Source organism: Bifidobacterium sp. KRGSERBCFTRI (assembly GCF_025908335.1).
The window spans coordinates 1,240,704-1,258,506 of sequence record NZ_CP109653.1; the positions used below are offsets into that span (position 1 = coordinate 1,240,704).

Sequence of the window (17,803 nt, forward strand, 5' to 3'; positions counted from 1 at the left end):
CTCCTTATGCAAAACACAAATATCGGAATGGTGTGCATTTGCCCATAGCGTATCCGGTGCGGGTTGTGAGGAGCGGCAAACGCGCTGGCATCTTCCCGTATGTTTACTGGGAGCTTTCTGAAAATGGGCACCGCGCGCTACGCTGGCGGTATGCCCATAGATCAGCAGGTACTCACGAACACCAAGGCGGAACGTATCCGTCGCATATCCGAACTCACCAACCGAAAGCACCGTCAGAAGGCGGGGAAGTTCCTCATCGAAGGGCCGCAGTGCGTTCGCGAGGCGCTCACATGGCAGCCACAGATCATTCAAGATGTCTATGTGCGCACCGATGGGGCGGATCCGGATTCCCCGATCGCCTCGACCGCGTTGGGCAAGCTTGCCGGTGAGGCGATGGAGGAGCGGATCCATGTGCACAAGATGACGCAGGAGGTGGAGCACAGGGTTTCCCATGATGCCCAGGGGGTGTTTGCGGTTGCCGACCTGAATTCCTGCCGTGACCTGCTTGGACGGGTTCCGCAGACTCCCCATCCGTTCCTTGCCGCATTCTGGCAGATGCGCGACCCCGGCAATGCAGGCACCGTGATCCGCAGTGCCGACGCCGCTGGTTGTGACGCCGTCGTTCTGGTGGGCGATTGCGTGGACATATTCAATCCGAAAGTGATTCGTGCCACCACCGGCTCGTTGTTCCATCTGCCGGTGCTTGCTATGGATGAGCGGGCGTTCTTCGACCTGTGCAGGGAGCGCGATACCACCGTGCTGGCCGCAGACGTGTACGGCACCGAGGGCAAGCCTCCGGTGAGTCTGCCGGATCTGCTGCGCAACAGAGAGTTGGTCGAGGGGTCCAAGGCCGTGTTGTTCGGCAATGAGGCCCGTGGCCTCACCACGGAACTGCTTGACGAATGCGCGATGAGCGTCTCCATTCCGATCTACGGGAAAGCCGAATCGCTCAATCTGGGAACCAGTGCGGCGGTGATGCTCACCACGTTGGCCATGTCGAGTCGTATTGAAACAATGGGAAGTCGGTAAACCGTTGGAATGATGCGACTTTCTCTATTGTCGCAACAGGGTTTTGCATATGTGTGCACGATGTAGGAAAGGGTTCTTGTGGCAGAAGGCATAGTATTCGACGCCGATGCGGTGTCCAAAGACATCGCCGAAGGCATCGCCGCGATACAACAGGCCTCCACGATGGAGGAACTGAAAGCCATCAAAGCGAAGTACGCGGGTGCAAATTCCGCGATGACGAGGGCCAGCAAGGCGATCGGCTCGTTGGCGAAGAACGAGAAGAAGGAAGCCGGCAAGGTCATGGGCAAGCTGCGTGCCGATTTCGGCCGTGCCTATGGCACGAAGGAGGCCAGCGTGAAGGCGGCCCAGGAGGCTGCCGAGCTGGCCGCTGAAACCGTCGACATGACGTTGCCGATTCGCCGCAAGCCGCTTGGTGCCCGCCATCCGCTGCCCAAGCTCATGGAGGACGTCGAGGACTTCTTCGTGGGCATGGGATGGCAGATTTCGGACGGCCCTGAGGTGGAGACCGAATGGTTCGACTTCGATGCGCTGAACTTCGGTCCGGACCATCCGGCGCGCCAGATGCAGGACACCTTCTATGTGAAGGGCAACCAGTCCAAGGATGCCGCCGGTTTTGTCGGCTCCAACATGGTGCTGCGCACGCAGACGTCGTCGGATCAGGTGCGCGGGCTGATCTCCCATGGCGTGCCGCTGTACATCGCATGCCCGGGACGAGTGTTCCGCACGGATGAACTCGATGCCACGCACACCCCGGTGTTCCATCAGGTCGAGGCGCTGGCGGTGGACAAGAACCTCACCATGGCAGATCTCAAGGGCGTGCTCGACAAGCTCGCCGTCGCGATGTTCGGTCCGGAGGCCAAGAGCCGCCTGCGCCCGAGCTACTTCCCATTCACCGAGCCGAGCGCCGAACTCGATCTGTGGTTCCCCGACAAGAAGGGCGGCCCCGGGTGGATCGAATGGGGCGGCTGCGGCATGGTCAACCCGAATGTGCTGCGTTCAGCCGGCATCGACCCGGACATATATACCGGATTCGCTTTCGGTGTGGGCGTGGAGCGCACGTTGCTGCTGCGCCATGACATCAACGATATGCACGATCTCGTCGAGGGTGATGTGCGTTTCAGTGAACAGTTCGTGATGGGGGAGTGAGAATATGCCAATGGTAGATATGGGCTGGCTGCGTGAGCATGTGGCCGTGCCGGAGAACGAGACCTATGAGGAACTCGCCCGTGACCTGGTGCGGGTCGGCCTTGAGGAGGAGGAGATCCACACCAGCAACGTGACGGGTCCCATCGTCGTCGGCTATGTGGTGGACGCCACCCCTGAACCGCAGAAGAACGGCAAGGTCATCAACTGGTGCCATGTGGATGTCGGGGAGGAATACAACGACGTCGACGAGCATGGCAATAAGGTGCCACGTGGCATCATCTGCGGCGCGCCGAACATGAAGGCCGGCGAGAAGGTCGTCGTCACACTGCCTGGCGCAGTGCTGCCAGGTAATTTCAAGATTGAGCCACGCAAGACCTATGGGCATATCTCCGACGGCATGTGCGCTTCGGAACGTGAGCTTGGTTTGGGCGACAGCCATGACGGCATCATACTGCTGCGCGATTATGGCTTCACGCCTGAGGAATACGAGGCGTTGCAACCTGGCGACGATGCCATGCACCTGCTGCATCTCGACGAGCCGATTCTTGAGATCAATGTGACCCCCGACCGCGGCTATGCCTTCTCGTATCGCGGCATCGCACGCGAGTTCCACAACTCCACCGGGGCGGAGTTCACCGATCCGGTGGCCGCCTTTGAAGAGCGTGCGCCACAACTTGAGGACCAGAACGGTCAGACGCACGACATCGATGTGATCATCGATGACGACAATCCGATCCATGGTGTGGTCGGATGCGACCGTTTCTATGTTCGTGCGGTTCATGACTACAAGCCGGGCAGCCCGACGCCGAATTGGATGCGTCACCGTCTGTCGCGAGCGGGGATGCGTTCGTTGAGCCTGCCGGTCGATGTGACGAACTACGTCATGCTCGATCTGGGGCAGCCCATGCATGCGTACGACCTCGACAAGATCAGCGGGCCGATCGTCGTGCGTCGCGCCAAGGCTGGTGAGACGCTGGTCACATTGGATGGCAAGAAGCATGACCTAGATCCCGAGGATCTGCTCATCACCGATTCCCCGAATGGTGAGCAGGGATCGCGCATTCTCGGCATCGCCGGTGTCATGGGTGGAGAATATGGCGAGGTGACGGACGAGACCACGAACATTCTGCTTGAGGCAGCGCATTTCGACCCGATCACCGTGGCACGCTCTGCACGCCGCCATAAGATTCCCTCAGAAGCCTCCCGCCGCTTTGAACGCGGGGTGGACACCCAGATCCAACCCGCTGCGGCTCAGATGGCCGTCGACTTGCTCACCAAATACGGTGACGCGAAGGCCAGCGACACCCCGCGAGACGTGAACAACGTCAAGCGTGGCCATCCGATCGCCTTCAAGGCCGGAGAGGTGAAGCGACTGACCTCGCTCGATCTTGACATCAACAAGATCAGCGATATCCTCACCGATATCGGATGCAGTGTCGCCGGAGGTGGCAATGGCGAATTCTCGGTGACGGCCCCCAGTTGGCGCCCCGATCTCACCGCAGCCTGCGATCTGGTGGAGGAAGTGGCCCGTATCTATGGGTACGACCGTATTCCTGTACGAGTCCCGCATGCCCCGGTGGAAGGCCATGTCGGACTCACCGACGATCAGCTGCACAAGCGTCAGGTGGCCGACGAGCTTGCCGAATATGGTCTGGTGGAAGTGCTCAGCTATCCGTTCGTGGGCAAAGCGGACTTCAAGAACTTCCAGATCGACTCGGAAGAGGTCGAAAAGGTGAGCGTCGAGATAGTCAATCCCCTCGCAGGCGATCGCCCGTTCCTGCGTCGGCAGGTTCTGCTCACGCTGGCGACTACGGTGCAACGAAACCTGCACCGCGGTCTCGAGAACATCTGTTGCTATGAACTTGGGCATGTATATCTGGCAGATCCTGAAGCTCCTGCCGTTCCGGCTCTCCCCGGCGCACAGCGCCCCAGCGACGATCAGCTCTCGGCTCTTGATGCAGGGTTGCCCGAGCAGCCGCTGCACGTTGCGGCCATTCTCACCGGCAATGCCGAGGACGATGGATGGTTGGGCGACAAGCGTCCTGTGGATTGGACGGATGCCGTCGAGGCTGTGCATCGCATCGCCGATCGTTTGGGTGCGAAGATCGTGCTCGACCAGTCGGACGGTGACAAGGCAGGTGCCCAATGGCATCCGGGTCGCGTCGCGCGCATCATGTCCGGCGACACCCCGGTCGGTGTTGTAGGTGAGCTTCACCCGAAGGTGGACGATGCACTCGGTTTCCCACGCCATAGCGCCGCATTCGAAATCGATCTGACCGCTCTGTTCTCCACTCTGAGCAACAAGCCGGTTCAGGCGAAGCCGATCTCCACCTTCCCGCCGGTCAAGCAGGATTTGGCGTTCACGGTGCCGACCTCGGTCACGGCGCACGAACTCACCGAGACGATTCGTCAGGCGGCGGGCGATGTGCTGGAATCCATCGAGCTCTTCGATGTGTACACGGGCGATCAGGTGGGGGACGGCAAGAAGTCACTGGCCTATGCCGTCACATTCCGTGCACCGGATCGCACGCTCACGTCGCAAGACAGTGAGGAAATCCGACAGCGTATTGTTGAGAAGACGGCTACACTTGGTGCGCAGTTGCGTGCTTAGCGTCGGCAGGCATCCCAGCATATGAAATGAGGTAGGGAAATGAGCGAACAAGAGCAGCATGACACCTCCAACGGTGTTCCGAACGAGCCGAACGACCAGCATCATGCTGCTCCGACCGCCCACGGCGAACGCCATGCAATCAATCCGGATGCCGCACAGGACGATGTGAGGGGGCTGGTGCTCGATGGGCGTTTCGACGACGACCCGCCGAGCGTCGGTTCCTCCAATGGCCTGGAGTACGGCGCTTTGGACAGCCAGTTCCCTGCCACCTATGATCCGTATATCTACGGGCATCCGGACACTGACGATGCTTTGGGGGCAGCCGCTGCGCGAGCCCAGGCCCAGCGGGGGAACGAGTATGGCCAGCCGTCCCAACAGAATGCCTACGGACAGCAGGCCGGACTGCCGTACCAGACCCAGAACCAGCCCGGTTCCGGACGTCAGGGCAATGGAGGACGAAACCAGCCGCCATTCAATCTGAACGACCCAAGCTTCATCAACAGCATGAACCAGATGAACCCGGACGACCCCAATCAGAATCCGCTGTATGGGCACTGGGATCCGGGCGCCATCATCGCGTTCGTGTTCGCGCTGATTCTCCCGTTACCGGTGCTGCCGGCGCTCTTCGGATGGTTCAGCATGCGTCGCACGAAAATCTACCATATGAAAGGCTATGGATTGGCTGTGGCGGCGCTGGTGATCAACGTGCTCTATACGATCATGTGGCTGTACTTCCTTGTCTCAGGTGTCTCACCAACTGAATATCTCAACCAAATGTTGAATACTTTGAATAATGGTTCCGGTGGATCTGATTCCGTAAAAGCCTAGTATTCCAGTGGTTAAATCAACTTTGCCCATATTCTGACTTCATTCAGACATGCATGTTTATGCAATGTACTGTATATTTGTTAGGATATGGGCAAAGTTGTAATGACGTCGGCATGGGAGAAGAGCATATGACGAAATACACGGTTGCCGTGGCAGGGGCTACGGGCTATGCCGGAGGGGAGGCGTTGCGGATCCTGGCCGCCCATCCGGCCTTCGAGGTCACGGCGGTGGCTGGCCATTCGTCCATAGGGCATCGACTGGGGGAATACCAGCCACATATTCCGCAACTCGCGGATCTCATTGTGGAGGACACTACGCCAGCCGTGCTCGACGGCCATGACGTGATCGTCCTCGCGCTGCCTCACGGAGCCTCAGGAGCCTTGGCGGCGCAGCTTGACGATGACGCGGTGGTGGTCGATCTGGGTGCGGACCATAGACTTGAGCGGCAGCAGGCGTGGGACGACTATTATGGGGGAGATTTCTACCAGCATTGGACCTATGGCATGCCTGAGCTCATTCTTGGAATCGGTTCCGACGGCAAGTATGTTCGCCAGCGCGACGAACTCACCGGAGCCAAGCGCATCGCCGGTCCAGGGTGCAACGTGACGGCTACCACGCTGGCATTGCAGCCTGCGATTGCCCAAGGGCTCGTCGATACGAAGAGCATTGTCGCCGATCTGGCCGTGGGGTATTCCGGCGCGGGCAAGAACCTCAAGCGCACCAATCTGCTCGCTTCGGAGGCCATGGGGTCGGCGTCGCCGTATTCGGTGGGCGGAACACACCGGCATATTCCGGAGATACTGCAGAATTTCGCCCATGCAGCCGGACTTGGTGCGTCACAGGCCGATATGTTCTCGCTTGCGTTCACCCCCATTCTCGTGCCGATGTCACGTGGAATCCTGGCCTCGGTGAGCGCAAAGCTCACCGATGAGGCCCTCGCGCTCACCGATGAACAGATCCATGACATCTGGGTGCAGGCCTATGAAGGTCAGGAATTCATCTTCGTGCTGGATCCCGGCGTCATGCCGGCCACCCAGAACGTACTCGGGTCGAACGCGGCCCATGTGCAGGTCGCTGTCGATCGACGATCCGGCACACTGCATGCCTTCACCGCCATCGACAACCTCAACCGGGGGACGGCGGGGCAGGCCATTGAATCGTTGAACATCGCATTCGGACTGAATGATGCAACAGGATTGAGCAAGATTGGAGTGGCACCGTGAGCGTTACATTCGCAAAGGGATTCGAGGCGGCTGGTGTGGTTGCCGGCATCTCCTCGCAGACAGGCAAGCAGGACGTCGCATTGGTGGTCAACAACGGGCCGCTCAATGCCGCGGCAGGCGTATTCACCTCGAACCGTTTCTGTGCGGCACCCGTGCAGTGGTCCCGCAAGCAGGTTTCAGACGGAGAGCTCAAGGCGGTCATTCTCAATTCCGGAGGCGCCAACGCCTGCACGGGAGAGGAAGGGTACCAGCAGACGGTGCGCACCGCGGAAGCCGTCGCGTTGATGATGCATGTGGAGCCGTCGGAGATAGCCGTGTGTTCCACTGGCCTTATCGGTGAACTGCTGCCTCTCGACAAAGTGATCGAAGGCGCGCAGAAGGCCTTTGACTCATTGGATTCCAGCGCCCAGGCAGGCAGTGATGCGGCTCATGCGATCATGACCACCGACACGAAGCCTAAAACGGTGAATCGTCTGGGGTCGAATGAATTCCGCATCGGCGGCATGGTGAAGGGATCCGGCATGATCGCCCCGCAGCTGGCCACAATGCTATGCGTGATCACCACCGATGCCGTCGTCTCGGCAGGTCAGCTGCAGGCCGCCCTCACCGCCGCCGTCGATCGTAGTTTCAACCGCATCGATGTGGACGGTTGCATGTCGACCAACGACACCGTGCTGCTGCTGGCATCGGGTGCCTCGGGAATCACTCCGGACCCCGACGAATTCAACGGCTTGGTGGCCGATTGTTGCTCCAGTCTCGCGAGGCAGATCATCGGTGACGGAGAGGGCGCCAGCCATGACATTCGAATCCGGGTCACCGGTGCGACCAGTGAGGATGCCGCATTGGCGTGCGGGCGAGCGGTTGCCGCATCGAACCTGCTCAAGTGCGCCATCAGCGGCAATGACCCGAACTGGGGTCGTGTGGTCAGTTCCCTCGGCACCGTTCCCGCCGATGTGGCCCCGTACGATCCGAACGAGGTCTCAGTCACCATCAATGGCGTGAGAATCTGCGCCAATGGCGGTCCGGACCGGGACCGGAGCGAGGTGGACATGACGCTGCGCGAGATCGACATAGACATCGACCTGAACGCCGGGGAGAGCGAAGCTTGCGTGTGGACCGACGACCTTACCCACGAATATGTACATATCAACGCGGATTACGAAAGCTGAGTGTGACTCATGGCAAGCCCGTTGCGCGGACCCGGGTATCATCTCGATGTGCATACCGATCTGGGGCCCGATCAGAAAGCGGAGGTACTCATTGAGGCACTCCCATGGCTGGAGGAGTTCTTCGGCAAGACCATTGTGATCAAGTACGGCGGCAATGCCATGGTGAACGACCACTTGAAGGAGTGCTTCGCCGAAGACATGGTGTTCCTGCGTCAGGTGGGCATCCACCCCGTGGTCGTGCACGGTGGAGGCCCCCAGATCTCCCAGATGCTCAAGGCGTTGGGCATTCATTCGGAATTCAAGGGCGGCCTGCGCGTGACCACTCCGGAGGCGATGGATGTGGTTCGCATGGTGCTCACCGGCAAGGTGTCACGCGAGCTCGTCGGGCTCATCAATGCCCACGGACCTTTGGCGGTGGGTCTTTCGGGTGAGGATGCGGCCCTGTTCTCGGCCAGCCAGCGCAAGCCGATCATCGACGGCGAACCCACCGACATCGGTTTGGTGGGCGATGTGGTGGGGGTCGATGCCTCCGCCGTCGTCGACCTCATCCATGCCGGTCGCATCCCCGTCGTTTCCTCCGTGGCCCCCAACGAGGACGATGCCACCGAGGTGCTGAATGTGAACGCCGATTCAGCGGCAGCCGCGCTGGCCTCGGCTCTGGGTGCCCATAAGCTCGTGATCCTCACCGATGTGGACGGCCTGTATGCCGACTGGCCCGACAAGAACTCGCTGGTCGGACGTATCGGCGTCGAGGACCTACGGGATCTGCTGCCGGAATTAGAATCCGGCATGCGTCCCAAGATGGAGGCCTGTGTACGGGCCATCGATGGAGGCGTGCAGCAGGCCCATATCATCGACGGCCGTAAGCCGCACTCCATTCTCAATGAGATTTTCACCACCGCCGGTGTGGGCACCATGGTGGAGCCCGGCGAGGGCATGGAATTAAGGAGCTCCTATGACCTCTGAACAAATTGATCTGACGCATGACACCGAACTGATCGGCGAATACGAGCAAGTGCATATGCATGTGTTCGGCACGCCGCTTCGAGTGCTCGATCATGGCCAGGGCACCCATGTTTGGGACGTCGATGGCAACGAGTACCTTGATTTCCTTGCCGGAATAGCCGTCAACTCCATTGGGTACGCACACCCCGCGTGGATCGAGGCCGTGTCCGCTCAGGCCGCCCAGGTCGCCCATGTGAGCAACTATTTCGCCACGAGACCACAAATCTCCTTGGCTGCCAAGCTTGTCGAACTCGCCGGTGCGCCACAGGGCTCCCATGTGTATTTCGGCAATTCGGGGGCGGAGGCGAATGAAGCGGCGTTGAAGCTCGCCAAGCTCTATGGCCGCAGTCTGGGTGCCGATAAGCCGTACCGTATTATCGCCCTGGAACACGGATTCCATGGGCGCACCATGGGCGCGCTTTCGGCGACCTGGAAGCCGGCGATTCGAGAACCGTTCCAACCGTTGGTGCCAAATTTCGAATTCGTGCCGGCCAATGATCTCGATGCGATGCGTGCTGCGTTCGAGGCGACAGATTCGGGTCCGGTGGCGTCCGTGATCATGGAGCTCATTCAAGGCGAGGCCGGCGTGCTGCCGCTGGATCCTGAATTCGTACGCGGTGTGAGGAGTCTGTGCGATGAACATCACGCCAAGCTTATCGTGGATGAAGTCCAGACCGGCATGGGGCGCACCGGCAAGTGGTTCGCCTTCCAACGCGACGATCTCGGAGGCATTACGCCGGACATGGTCACGTTCGCGAAAGGTGTGGCCGGCGGATTCCCGATGGGAGGCATGATTGCCTTTGGCGAGGAGCTCAGCAACCTGTTCTCGCCAGGCACCCACGGTTCCACCTTCGCGGGCAATCCGTTGGGGGCAGCTGCCGGACTGGCGACGATCGGTGTAATCGAACGTGAGGATTTGCTCGTCAACGCCGAGGCGCGCGGGGAACAGTTGCGGCGGCAGATTCGCGCATGCGGCAATCCGCTGTTCGAATCCGTGCGTGGCCGTGGGCTGCTCAACGCGATCGTGCTCACACATCCCTGCGCGCATGCGGCAATGGATTGGGCACTGGAGCACGGGCTCATCATCAATGCCGTGGCACCTAACGCCCTACGTCTCGCACCGCCGCTCGTGGTGAGCGAGAACGATGTTGACGAGGCGGTCCACGTACTGGCTGCGATCCCCTCCGACCTGCCCAATGACTGAAATACGCTAGCGACCCACGCCAGTGGGCGCATACGATTATCTGAGCATCGGTAACCAATCTCTATAGCAAAGGAAGTGTTGCAATGGGCGAACTGCGTCATATGCTGCGCGACGACGACGTGAACCATGAGGAGCAGAAGCAGATTCTCGAACTCGGCATGAAATTCCGTGCCGATCGGTTCTACCATCGACCCTTCGAGGGCCCTCAGGGTGTGGCGGTGATCTTCGACAAGCCAAGCACCCGTACGCGTTCCAGCTTCTCCATCGGCGTGGCTGAGTTGGGTGGTTACCCCCTGGTCATCGACAAGTCCGGTTCGCAACTTGGCCGCGGAGAGCCGGTTGCCGACACCGCCGAAGTGCTGACACGCATGGCCTACGGCATCGTGTGGCGCACGTTCGAGCAGTCCCGTGTCGAACAGATGGCACGTGTCGCCACTGTGCCGGTGGTGAATGCGCTGACCGACGAGTTCCATCCCTGCCAGGTGCTCGCGGATTTCCTCACGCTGGCGCAGTTCAAGGGCGGCGTGGACAATCTGGAGAATCTGAAGATCGCCTATGTGGGCGATGCCGCGAATAACATGTCGAATTCATACCTGCTTGCGGGCGCGGTCGCCGGCATGGATGTGCGTGTCGCAGGGCCGAACGGCTACCTGCCGGACCAGAAGATCGTCGAGGATGCCCAGGCCATCGCCGAGACCACGGGTGGCAGCATCATGGTGACCGTGGATCCAGAGCAGGCGGTCGACGGTGTGGATTGCATCTTCACCGATACCTGGGTCTCGATGGGAGAGGAAGCCGAATACGCGATTCGCTCGAAGCCGTTCTGGCCATATCAGGTGAACGAACGTCTCATGGGTCTGGCCAAGCCGGATGCGCTCTTCCAGCACTGCCTGCCTGCATATCGCGGCAAGGAGGTCACCACTGGTGTCATCGACGGACCGCAGTCGGTGGTCTGGGATGAGGCGGAAAACCGTCTGCATGCGCAGAAAGCACTGCTGACATGGCTCATCGGCAAGCAGCGTGGTGATGAGAGTCTGCTGAGCTGAAAGATTAAGGAGTACGCAGTTGAGTGAACAGACCGGATCGGAGTCAAGCAACGGCGCAAGTGGTGTCGGCCGACCGAGCACGCGTGCAGCGCGTCTGCAGATGGTGCGTCAGCTTTTGGCCGACAATGTGGTGACGTCACAGGCGCAGTTGTCGGAACTGCTTGCACGGGAGGGCTTCCCCGTCACACAGGCGACAATGAGCCGTGATCTCGATGAGGTGAACGCCGCCAAGACCAGACTCGCCGACGGTACCATTGCCTACGCTGTGGCCGATCAGGTCCCCCTGGCCACCGTGCCTGAATCGAATGGTCAGGGACGGGGTGAGCAACAGCTTGCCAAGATTCTCACCGGTCTTGTCGTCTCCGTGGCCCACGCCTCGAATTTCGTGATCGTGCACACGCCGGCCGGCGCAGCACAGTATGTGGCCAGCGGCATCGACAAGCATTCGATTGACGGGGTGCTGGGAACGATCGCCGGCGACGATACGATACTCATCATCTGTTCGGATGACACCACAGCTGGTCGCCGAGCCGAATGGATGCTCAGAATCTCATCTCGATCGTGAGATTGCGTGTCGAAAATGAATAAATATACAGTAGACCGTATATAGTTGTAATATCAACTGCAATCGTGAAAGGCTGAATATGAGCGACAAGAACCGTATTGTGCTGGCATATTCGGGAGGTCTCGACACCTCCGTGGCAATCCCATACCTCAAAGACCGCACAGGCAAAGATGTAGTGGCAGTGTCTCTGGACGTCGGACAGGGTGGTGAGAGTCTTGAGACGATCAAGGAGCGCGCTCTGGCATGCGGTGCCGTCGAGGCATATATTGTCGATGCCCGCGACGAATTCGCCAATGAATACTGCATGCAGGCCCTGAAGGCCAATGCCATGTATGAGGGCGTCTATCCGCTGGTCTCCGCCATCTCCCGCCCGTTGATCACCAAGCATCTGGTTCGTGCGGCGCACCAGTTCGGTGCAGACACGATCGCCCATGGCTGCACGGGCAAGGGCAACGATCAGGTTCGTTTCGAGGTGTCGATTCAGTCCATAGACCCGGAGCTCAAGGCCATCAGCCCGATTCGCGATCTTTCGCTCACCCGTGATGTCGAGATCGCCTATGCGAATGAGCATGACCTGCCGATTGTGCAGACCGAGAAGAGCCCGTTCTCGATTGACCAGAATGTGTGGGGTCGCGCCATCGAGACCGGTTTCCTTGAGGACCCGTGGAATGCGCCCACCAAGGATTGCTATTCCTACACCGATGATCCGGACTTCCCGCCTGTCGAAGACGAAGTGGTCATCGAATTCAAGGAAGGTGTGCCGGTCAAGATCGATGGTCGCGAGGTGACGCCGTTGCAGGCCATCGAGGAGATGAACCGCCGCGCCGGTGCTCAGGGCATCGGCCGTGTCGATCTGATCGAGGATCGCCTGGTGGGCATCAAGTCCCGTGAGCTCTACGAGGCACCTGGTGCCATCGCCCTCATCACGGCCCACGAGGAACTCGAGAACATGTGTCTCGAACGTGAGCAGCATCGCATCAAGCGCGGCATCGATAAGCGCTGGGCCGAACTGGTCTATGATGCGCAATGGTTCTCCCCGGCCGTGCATTCGCTCAACGCGTTCATCAATGACACCCAGCGGTATGTGTCCGGTGAGATTCGCATGGTCATGCACGGCGGCCGTGCCGTGGTGGTGGGACGCCGTTCCGACAGCTCGTTGTATGACTACAACCTCGCCACCTACGATTCCGGTGACACCTTCGACCAGAATGCCTCGAACGGTTTCATCGAGATCTACGGACTGCCGACGAAGGTCGCTGCAGCCCGGGATGTTCGCTTCGGCAACGGCATCGAAGTTCCGCAGAACGACGTAGAGTAGTCTCACGGCGCAGTTCCCATGGAATGCTTATGCGGGGAAGAGGCGTGAAAACGCCTCTTCTTTCGTATTCCAAGCCAACACGGACGGCATGGCCGTCTTCGCAAAAGGAGAGATATGAGCGACGATCACAAGCCCGAATCCCAGGATCACCTGGCTTTGTGGGGAGGGCGATTCTCGTCCGGCCCCTCGCCCGAGCTCGCATTGCTGAGCAAGTCGACTCAGTTCGATTGGCGTCTCGCTGACGATGACATAGCCGGTTCCCGTGCCCATGCCCGCGCTCTGGGGCGTGCAGGCCTGCTCACCGCAGATGAGTTGCAGCGCATGGAAGCCGCATTGGATGAACTGCAGCGTCAGGTGGATTCCGGTGAATTCACGCCGATTGACGACGACGAGGACGAAGCCACCGCATTGGAGCGCGGCCTGCTGCAGATTGCCGGTGACGAATTGGGCGGCAAGCTTCGTGCCGGTCGCTCGCGCAACGACCAGATCGCCACGCTCATCCGCATGTGGATGCGCCGTCATGCCCGCGTGGTCGCAAACCAGCTGCTCAACCTTGCCGATGCGCTTATTGTGCAGGCCAAGGACGCCGGCCATACGGTGATGCCGGGCCGCACCCATATGCAGCATGCCCAGCCCGTGCTGCTTGCACATCAGCTCATAGCCCATGTCTGGCCGTTGCTGCGTGACGTGGAGCGTCTACGCGACTGGGATCAGCGCGTGGACGCCAGCCCATACGGTTCGGGAGCCCTCGCCGGTAACACGTTGGGATTGGAACCCGTGGCCGTGGCCCGGGAGCTCGGTTTCACCAACGTGACGGAGAATTCGATCGATGGCACCGCAAGTCGCGATCTCGTTGCCGAGTTCTCATTTGTCATGGCCATGGCAGGTGTCGACATCTCGCGTCTGTCAGAGGAGATCATCATCTGGAATACCCAGGAGTTCGGTTTCGTGAAGCTTGACGATGCCTATTCCACTGGCTCGTCGATCATGCCTCAGAAGAAGAATCCAGACATCGCCGAACTCGCCCGAGGCAAGGCCGGCCGTCTCATAGGCGACCTCACTGGCCTGCTTGCCACGCTCAAAGGTCTGCCCACAGCCTATACGCGCGACCTTCAGGAAGACAAGGAAGCCGTGTTCGATCAGGTCGACACGCTCGAAGTGCTGCTGCCCGCATTCACGGGCATGATTCGTACGATGCGCTTTGATGAGCAGCGGCTGGAGAAGGAGGCCCCCACCGGATTCGCGTTGGCCACCGACATTGCGGAATGGTTGGTGAAGAACGGTGTGCCCTTCCGCCATGCCCATGAGCTTTCCGGTGCGTGCGTCAAGGTGGCGGAAAACAGGGGGGTGGAGCTATGGGATCTTTCCGATGACGATTTCATTGAGATTTTCCGTGGCTTCGTCGAACCGGATGTCGCGGTGGAGGTTCGGGAAGTGCTCTCCACCGAAGGATCGGTATCGGCCCGAGCCGGCAAGGGCGGCACCGCGCCGAATCGTGTTCGCGAGCAGATCATGAGCGCCAAGACGCTCATCGAGCAGCTTCGCAGCTTCTTCCAGGTGAAGAGCGACGGCATGGCCTACAAGGCCTGCGGCTCGCTCAATAAGCAATGAGTGACCGATAGCATATGAAGCGGCGATGGGGTGCGGGCCGGATTGCCGGTCGCACCCCATCGCCGTATGCAGTGCTGAACCGGCTAGCGGTACTGCATGCCGCCATCGACAATGACGGTCTGACCTGTCACATAGCGGGCATTATCACTGACGAGGAATGAAACCACACCCGCCACGTCATCCGGAGTCTCACAGCGCTTCAATGCGATGGTGTCGACCATGTCCTTGAAATTCTGTCCGAGCGGTTTGCCGTTGAGCTTGCTCATCTCCTCGTCGATGAACGTCCACATCGGTGTGTCCACAATGCCCGGAGCATACCCGTTGACTGTGATGTTGTACGGGGCGAGCTCCTGCGCTGCGGCTTGCGTGAACCCGCGCACCGCGAACTTCGTCGAGCTGTATGCCGACAGGATGGGGAAGCCCTCGAACCCGGCGATCGAGGATGCGGAGACGATGTGCCCGGTCTTCTTGCCGAGCTTGATCATCTTCTTTGCCGCCGCCTGCACACCATAGACCATGCCGAACAGGTTGATGCGGTAAATCGTCTCAAGCTCCTCTTGCGTCACGTCGAGCATCGGCTTGATCTGGCATATGCCGGCGTTGTTGATCATGGCATCCAGCGTGCCGAGCTCATTTACGGTATCGTCAACCAAACCGAATACCTGATCACGCTGTGATACATCGGTGGGGCGGAAGAATGCCCGGCGTCCCTCCTGTTCGATCCGGTGGATCGTCTCCTCGGCCTCCTGCCGCTGACCCTCGAGGTCAGCCACGGCGACGTCGAAGCCGTCCTTAGCGAGTTTGACGGCGATGCCGCGTCCGATGCCGCGCGCCGCCCCAGTCACGATTGCAACCCTGATGTCAGTCATAGCGTCCTTTCCGTCCGGAAGCATGTGCAGACACCGTTGTCTGCGAACGAACATGCCGCCGACCTACATCGAATCCGATTATATTGGAAAAGCGCATGCATCGCATATGCAACTCGCCGCATATGCCGGCACATACCAGGGCGAAGGAGGCGGCATGCTTGATGACGGCGGAATCCATGCCATCGTAAACGCATATGGTGCCGATATTCTCTCCCATGAGCAGATGCAGATCGAGAGGGACTCGTTGCAGCATGGTGCCGTGACCACCTATGAGCATTCCATCGCCGTGGCCTGTCTGAGTGTGAAAATCGCAGATCGCCTCCACCTTTGGCATCATGTGAACCTGCGTTCGCTTGTCCGGGCAGCGCTGCTCCACGATTACTTCCTGTACGATTGGCATGAGAAAGACAACGGGTCGCACAGGCTGCATGGTTTCCGGCATCCGTATACTGCCGAACGCAACGCCCGTGCCGACTTCGAACTCGACGACATCGTGTCCAACTCGATTCGCACCCACATGTTCCCCCTCACACCCATTCCTCCGAAATACCTCGAAGGAGTCATCGTCAACATCGCCGACACCCTGTGCGCCATACGTGAGACCCTGTCGCCCTCCCGTTTCCATGCCGCTAAACCCTAAGCAAATAGAGGGTTCCAGGTGTCGTGAACCTATGACACACTAAGACTGCCCGTCAATCGCGGGATCACAACACACGAGGAGAATAGGTATGGCTCACGTCATCGATTTCAAGGAAGCCGGATTTGATTCCGTGCTCGATGAATTGGAATGGCGCGGCTTGATCTCTCAGTCCACAGATAGGGATCGGCTTGCGCACACACTCAACGGAGAGCCGGTCCACTATTATTGCGGTTTCGATCCGACAGCACCATCGCTGCACATCGGCAACCTCGTCCAGCTCATCATCATGCGCCACCTTCAGGAAGCCGGTCATCATCCGATCGCATTGGTGGGTGGTGCCACAGGTCTGATCGGCGATCCGCGTCAGTCCGGCGAACGCATCCTCAACCCCAAGGACATAGTGGAACAGTGGTGTGAGCGTTTGCGCATCCAGATTGGCGGCATCCTTGAACAGGAGGGCTCCAATCCCGTCACCTTCGTCTCGAACTACGATTGGACCGCCACGATGAACGTATTGGACTTCCTGCGTGACATCGGCAAGAACTTCCGCGTGGGAACGATGATCTCGAAGGACATCGTCGCCCGTCGCTTGAATTCCGAAGAGGGCATCTCCTTCACTGAATTCAGCTACCAGGTGTTGCAGGGCAACGACTATCTGTACCTGTACGATCATTACGACTGCGTGCTCGAGCTCGGCGGTTCCGACCAGTGGGGCAACCTGACCTCTGGTCTCGATCTCATTCACAAGGTTCGCGGCGTCAATGTCAACGTGATGGCCAGCCCGATCATCACCGACGCCAATGGCAAGAAGTTCGGAAAATCGGAAGGCAATGCGGTCTGGCTTGACCCCAACATGCTTTCCGTCTACAAGTTCTACCAGTTCTGGCTCAATCGTCCCGATGTCGAGATGGCCAGCCTGCTCAAGGCGTTCACGTTCCTGCCGAAGGCCGAGATCGAGCGCCTTGTCGAGGCCACCGACACGAATCCGGGCGCCCGTGAGGCGCAGCGGGTGCTTGCCTGGGAAGTCACGAGCTTGGTGCATGGCGATGAGCCCACCCGCAAGGCCATTGACGCTTCGGCTTCGTTGTTCGGCCGCGGCGGCGATCTCGCCGACATCGATTTGGAGACTCTGGAAAGTGTGCTTGACGGTCTCAAAGTCGAGAATGAGGCGGGGGAAAAGGTGTTCGCACAGGCCCTTCCCGGAGACCGGATCGCACAGGCCGGTGTGAGTGCCGGGCTGTTCAAGTCCATCTCGGAGGCGCGCAAGACGATCAAGTCCGGTGGCGTGTACGTGAACAATGTGCGTGTGGAAGATGAGGAGCAGTTGCTTGGCGATGGTGATTTCCTCAAGGGCAGGTTCGTGGTGCTGCGCCGTGGCAAGAAGGCCCTCGGTGTCGTGGCACGCAGCTGATGCCGTGCCTGACACCATTGGCCGCATCGCCTTTTGACGCATAGAAGAAAACAGGCTTGCATGGCCTGCATCAGTTAGACTTAGACCTAGAACACGAAGGCGGGCGAAGGCCCGTCTCTTACGCAGAG

At 59.6% G+C, this 17,803-nt stretch carries 15 protein-coding genes; 14 read left to right on the top strand and 1 reads right to left on the bottom strand.

Going from position 1 to position 17,803, the window contains the following annotated elements:
- Positions 1–123: 123 nt before the first annotated feature.
- The 12 genes from OGI63_RS05205 to argH all read left to right on the top strand — a co-directional run bounded on the left by OGI63_RS05205 (position 124) and on the right by argH (position 14,755).
- Entirely contained in the window at positions 124–1,029 is a 906-nt protein-coding gene (locus OGI63_RS05205) for a TrmH family RNA methyltransferase (protein WP_004218089.1), read from the top strand.
- A 78-nt stretch (positions 1,030–1,107) separates the two neighbouring features.
- Positions 1,108–2,175: a phenylalanine--tRNA ligase subunit alpha gene (gene pheS / locus OGI63_RS05210; RefSeq protein ID WP_004218088.1), complete on the top strand. Its 1,068-nt coding sequence runs from the start codon at positions 1,108–1,110 to the stop codon at positions 2,173–2,175.
- Between the two features lie 4 nt (positions 2,176–2,179).
- Entirely contained in the window at positions 2,180–4,786 is a 2,607-nt protein-coding gene (gene pheT / locus OGI63_RS05215; protein ID WP_014482820.1) for a phenylalanine--tRNA ligase subunit beta, read from the top strand.
- A 39-nt stretch (positions 4,787–4,825) separates the two neighbouring features.
- Positions 4,826–5,614, top strand: a complete 789-nt coding sequence (locus OGI63_RS05220) for a DUF4190 domain-containing protein (protein WP_004218084.1) — start codon at positions 4,826–4,828, stop codon at positions 5,612–5,614.
- Between the two features lie 128 nt (positions 5,615–5,742).
- Positions 5,743–6,837 carry an N-acetyl-gamma-glutamyl-phosphate reductase gene (gene argC, locus OGI63_RS05225; protein WP_004218083.1) on the top strand — a complete coding sequence of 365 codons (1,095 nt, stop codon included), beginning with the start codon at positions 5,743–5,745 and terminating at the stop codon, positions 6,835–6,837.
- Positions 6,834–8,006, top strand: coding sequence for a bifunctional glutamate N-acetyltransferase/amino-acid acetyltransferase ArgJ (gene argJ, locus OGI63_RS05230; RefSeq protein WP_004218081.1), 1,173 nt, complete (start codon positions 6,834–6,836; stop codon positions 8,004–8,006). The genes argC and argJ overlap by 4 nt, the downstream gene beginning before the upstream one ends.
- A gap of 9 nt (positions 8,007–8,015) precedes the next feature.
- Complete coding sequence (gene argB, locus OGI63_RS05235) at positions 8,016–8,972, top strand: acetylglutamate kinase (protein WP_004218079.1); 957 nt, start codon at positions 8,016–8,018, stop codon at positions 8,970–8,972.
- Positions 8,962–10,215 (top strand): acetylornithine transaminase, encoded by a 1,254-nt coding sequence (locus OGI63_RS05240; RefSeq protein WP_004218078.1) that lies wholly within the window; start codon positions 8,962–8,964, stop codon positions 10,213–10,215. The genes argB and OGI63_RS05240 overlap by 11 nt, the downstream gene beginning before the upstream one ends.
- A gap of 83 nt (positions 10,216–10,298) precedes the next feature.
- A complete protein-coding gene (gene argF / locus OGI63_RS05245; protein WP_004218077.1) occupies positions 10,299–11,261 on the top strand; it encodes an ornithine carbamoyltransferase in 963 nt (320 codons plus the stop codon).
- A 19-nt stretch (positions 11,262–11,280) separates the two neighbouring features.
- A complete protein-coding gene (locus tag OGI63_RS05250; RefSeq protein WP_004218074.1) occupies positions 11,281–11,826 on the top strand; it encodes an arginine repressor in 546 nt (181 codons plus the stop codon).
- A 79-nt stretch (positions 11,827–11,905) separates the two neighbouring features.
- Positions 11,906–13,144, top strand: a complete 1,239-nt coding sequence (locus OGI63_RS05255; protein ID WP_004218073.1) for an argininosuccinate synthase — start codon at positions 11,906–11,908, stop codon at positions 13,142–13,144.
- Positions 13,145–13,258: 114 nt separating this feature from the next.
- Positions 13,259–14,755, top strand: a complete 1,497-nt coding sequence (gene argH, locus OGI63_RS05260; protein ID WP_004218072.1) for an argininosuccinate lyase — start codon at positions 13,259–13,261, stop codon at positions 14,753–14,755.
- An 83-nt stretch (positions 14,756–14,838) separates the two neighbouring features.
- Here argH and OGI63_RS05265 read toward each other — a convergent pair whose 3' ends face one another.
- Positions 14,839–15,624 (bottom strand): acetoin reductase, encoded by a 786-nt coding sequence (locus OGI63_RS05265; protein ID WP_004218071.1) that lies wholly within the window; start codon positions 15,622–15,624, stop codon positions 14,839–14,841.
- Positions 15,625–15,676: 52 nt separating this feature from the next.
- On the opposite strand from OGI63_RS05265, the gene OGI63_RS05270 reads away from it, so the two are divergent.
- Both OGI63_RS05270 and tyrS read left to right on the top strand, forming a co-directional pair.
- Positions 15,677–16,264, top strand: a complete 588-nt coding sequence (locus OGI63_RS05270) for an HD domain-containing protein (RefSeq protein WP_004218070.1) — start codon at positions 15,677–15,679, stop codon at positions 16,262–16,264.
- Between the two features lie 88 nt (positions 16,265–16,352).
- Positions 16,353–17,675 carry a tyrosine--tRNA ligase gene (tyrS, locus tag OGI63_RS05275; protein WP_004218069.1) on the top strand — a complete coding sequence of 441 codons (1,323 nt, stop codon included), beginning with the start codon at positions 16,353–16,355 and terminating at the stop codon, positions 17,673–17,675.
- Positions 17,676–17,803 lie beyond the last annotated feature (128 nt).

What these genes read in the sequence shown, in the direction of transcription:
- OGI63_RS05205 (WP_004218089.1), top strand. Translation starts at nt 124, where the DNA reads ATGGGCACCGCGCGCTACGCTGGCGGTATGCCCATAGATCAGCAGGTA.
- pheT (WP_014482820.1), top strand. Translation starts at nt 2,180, where the DNA reads ATGCCAATGGTAGATATGGGCTGGCTGCGTGAGCATGTGGCCGTGCCG.
- OGI63_RS05220 (WP_004218084.1), top strand. Translation starts at nt 4,826, where the DNA reads ATGAGCGAACAAGAGCAGCATGACACCTCCAACGGTGTTCCGAACGAG.
- argC (WP_004218083.1), top strand. Translation starts at nt 5,743, where the DNA reads ATGACGAAATACACGGTTGCCGTGGCAGGGGCTACGGGCTATGCCGGA.
- argB (WP_004218079.1), top strand. Translation starts at nt 8,016, where the DNA reads ATGGCAAGCCCGTTGCGCGGACCCGGGTATCATCTCGATGTGCATACC.
- OGI63_RS05240 (WP_004218078.1), top strand. Translation starts at nt 8,962, where the DNA reads ATGACCTCTGAACAAATTGATCTGACGCATGACACCGAACTGATCGGC.
- argF (WP_004218077.1), top strand. Translation starts at nt 10,299, where the DNA reads ATGGGCGAACTGCGTCATATGCTGCGCGACGACGACGTGAACCATGAG.
- OGI63_RS05255 (WP_004218073.1), top strand. Translation starts at nt 11,906, where the DNA reads ATGAGCGACAAGAACCGTATTGTGCTGGCATATTCGGGAGGTCTCGAC.
- argH (WP_004218072.1), top strand. Translation starts at nt 13,259, where the DNA reads ATGAGCGACGATCACAAGCCCGAATCCCAGGATCACCTGGCTTTGTGG.
- OGI63_RS05265 (WP_004218071.1), bottom strand. Translation starts at nt 15,624, where the DNA reads ATGACTGACATCAGGGTTGCAATCGTGACTGGGGCGGCGCGCGGCATC.
- OGI63_RS05270 (WP_004218070.1), top strand. Translation starts at nt 15,677, where the DNA reads ATGCCGCCGACCTACATCGAATCCGATTATATTGGAAAAGCGCATGCA.
- tyrS (WP_004218069.1), top strand. Translation starts at nt 16,353, where the DNA reads ATGGCTCACGTCATCGATTTCAAGGAAGCCGGATTTGATTCCGTGCTC.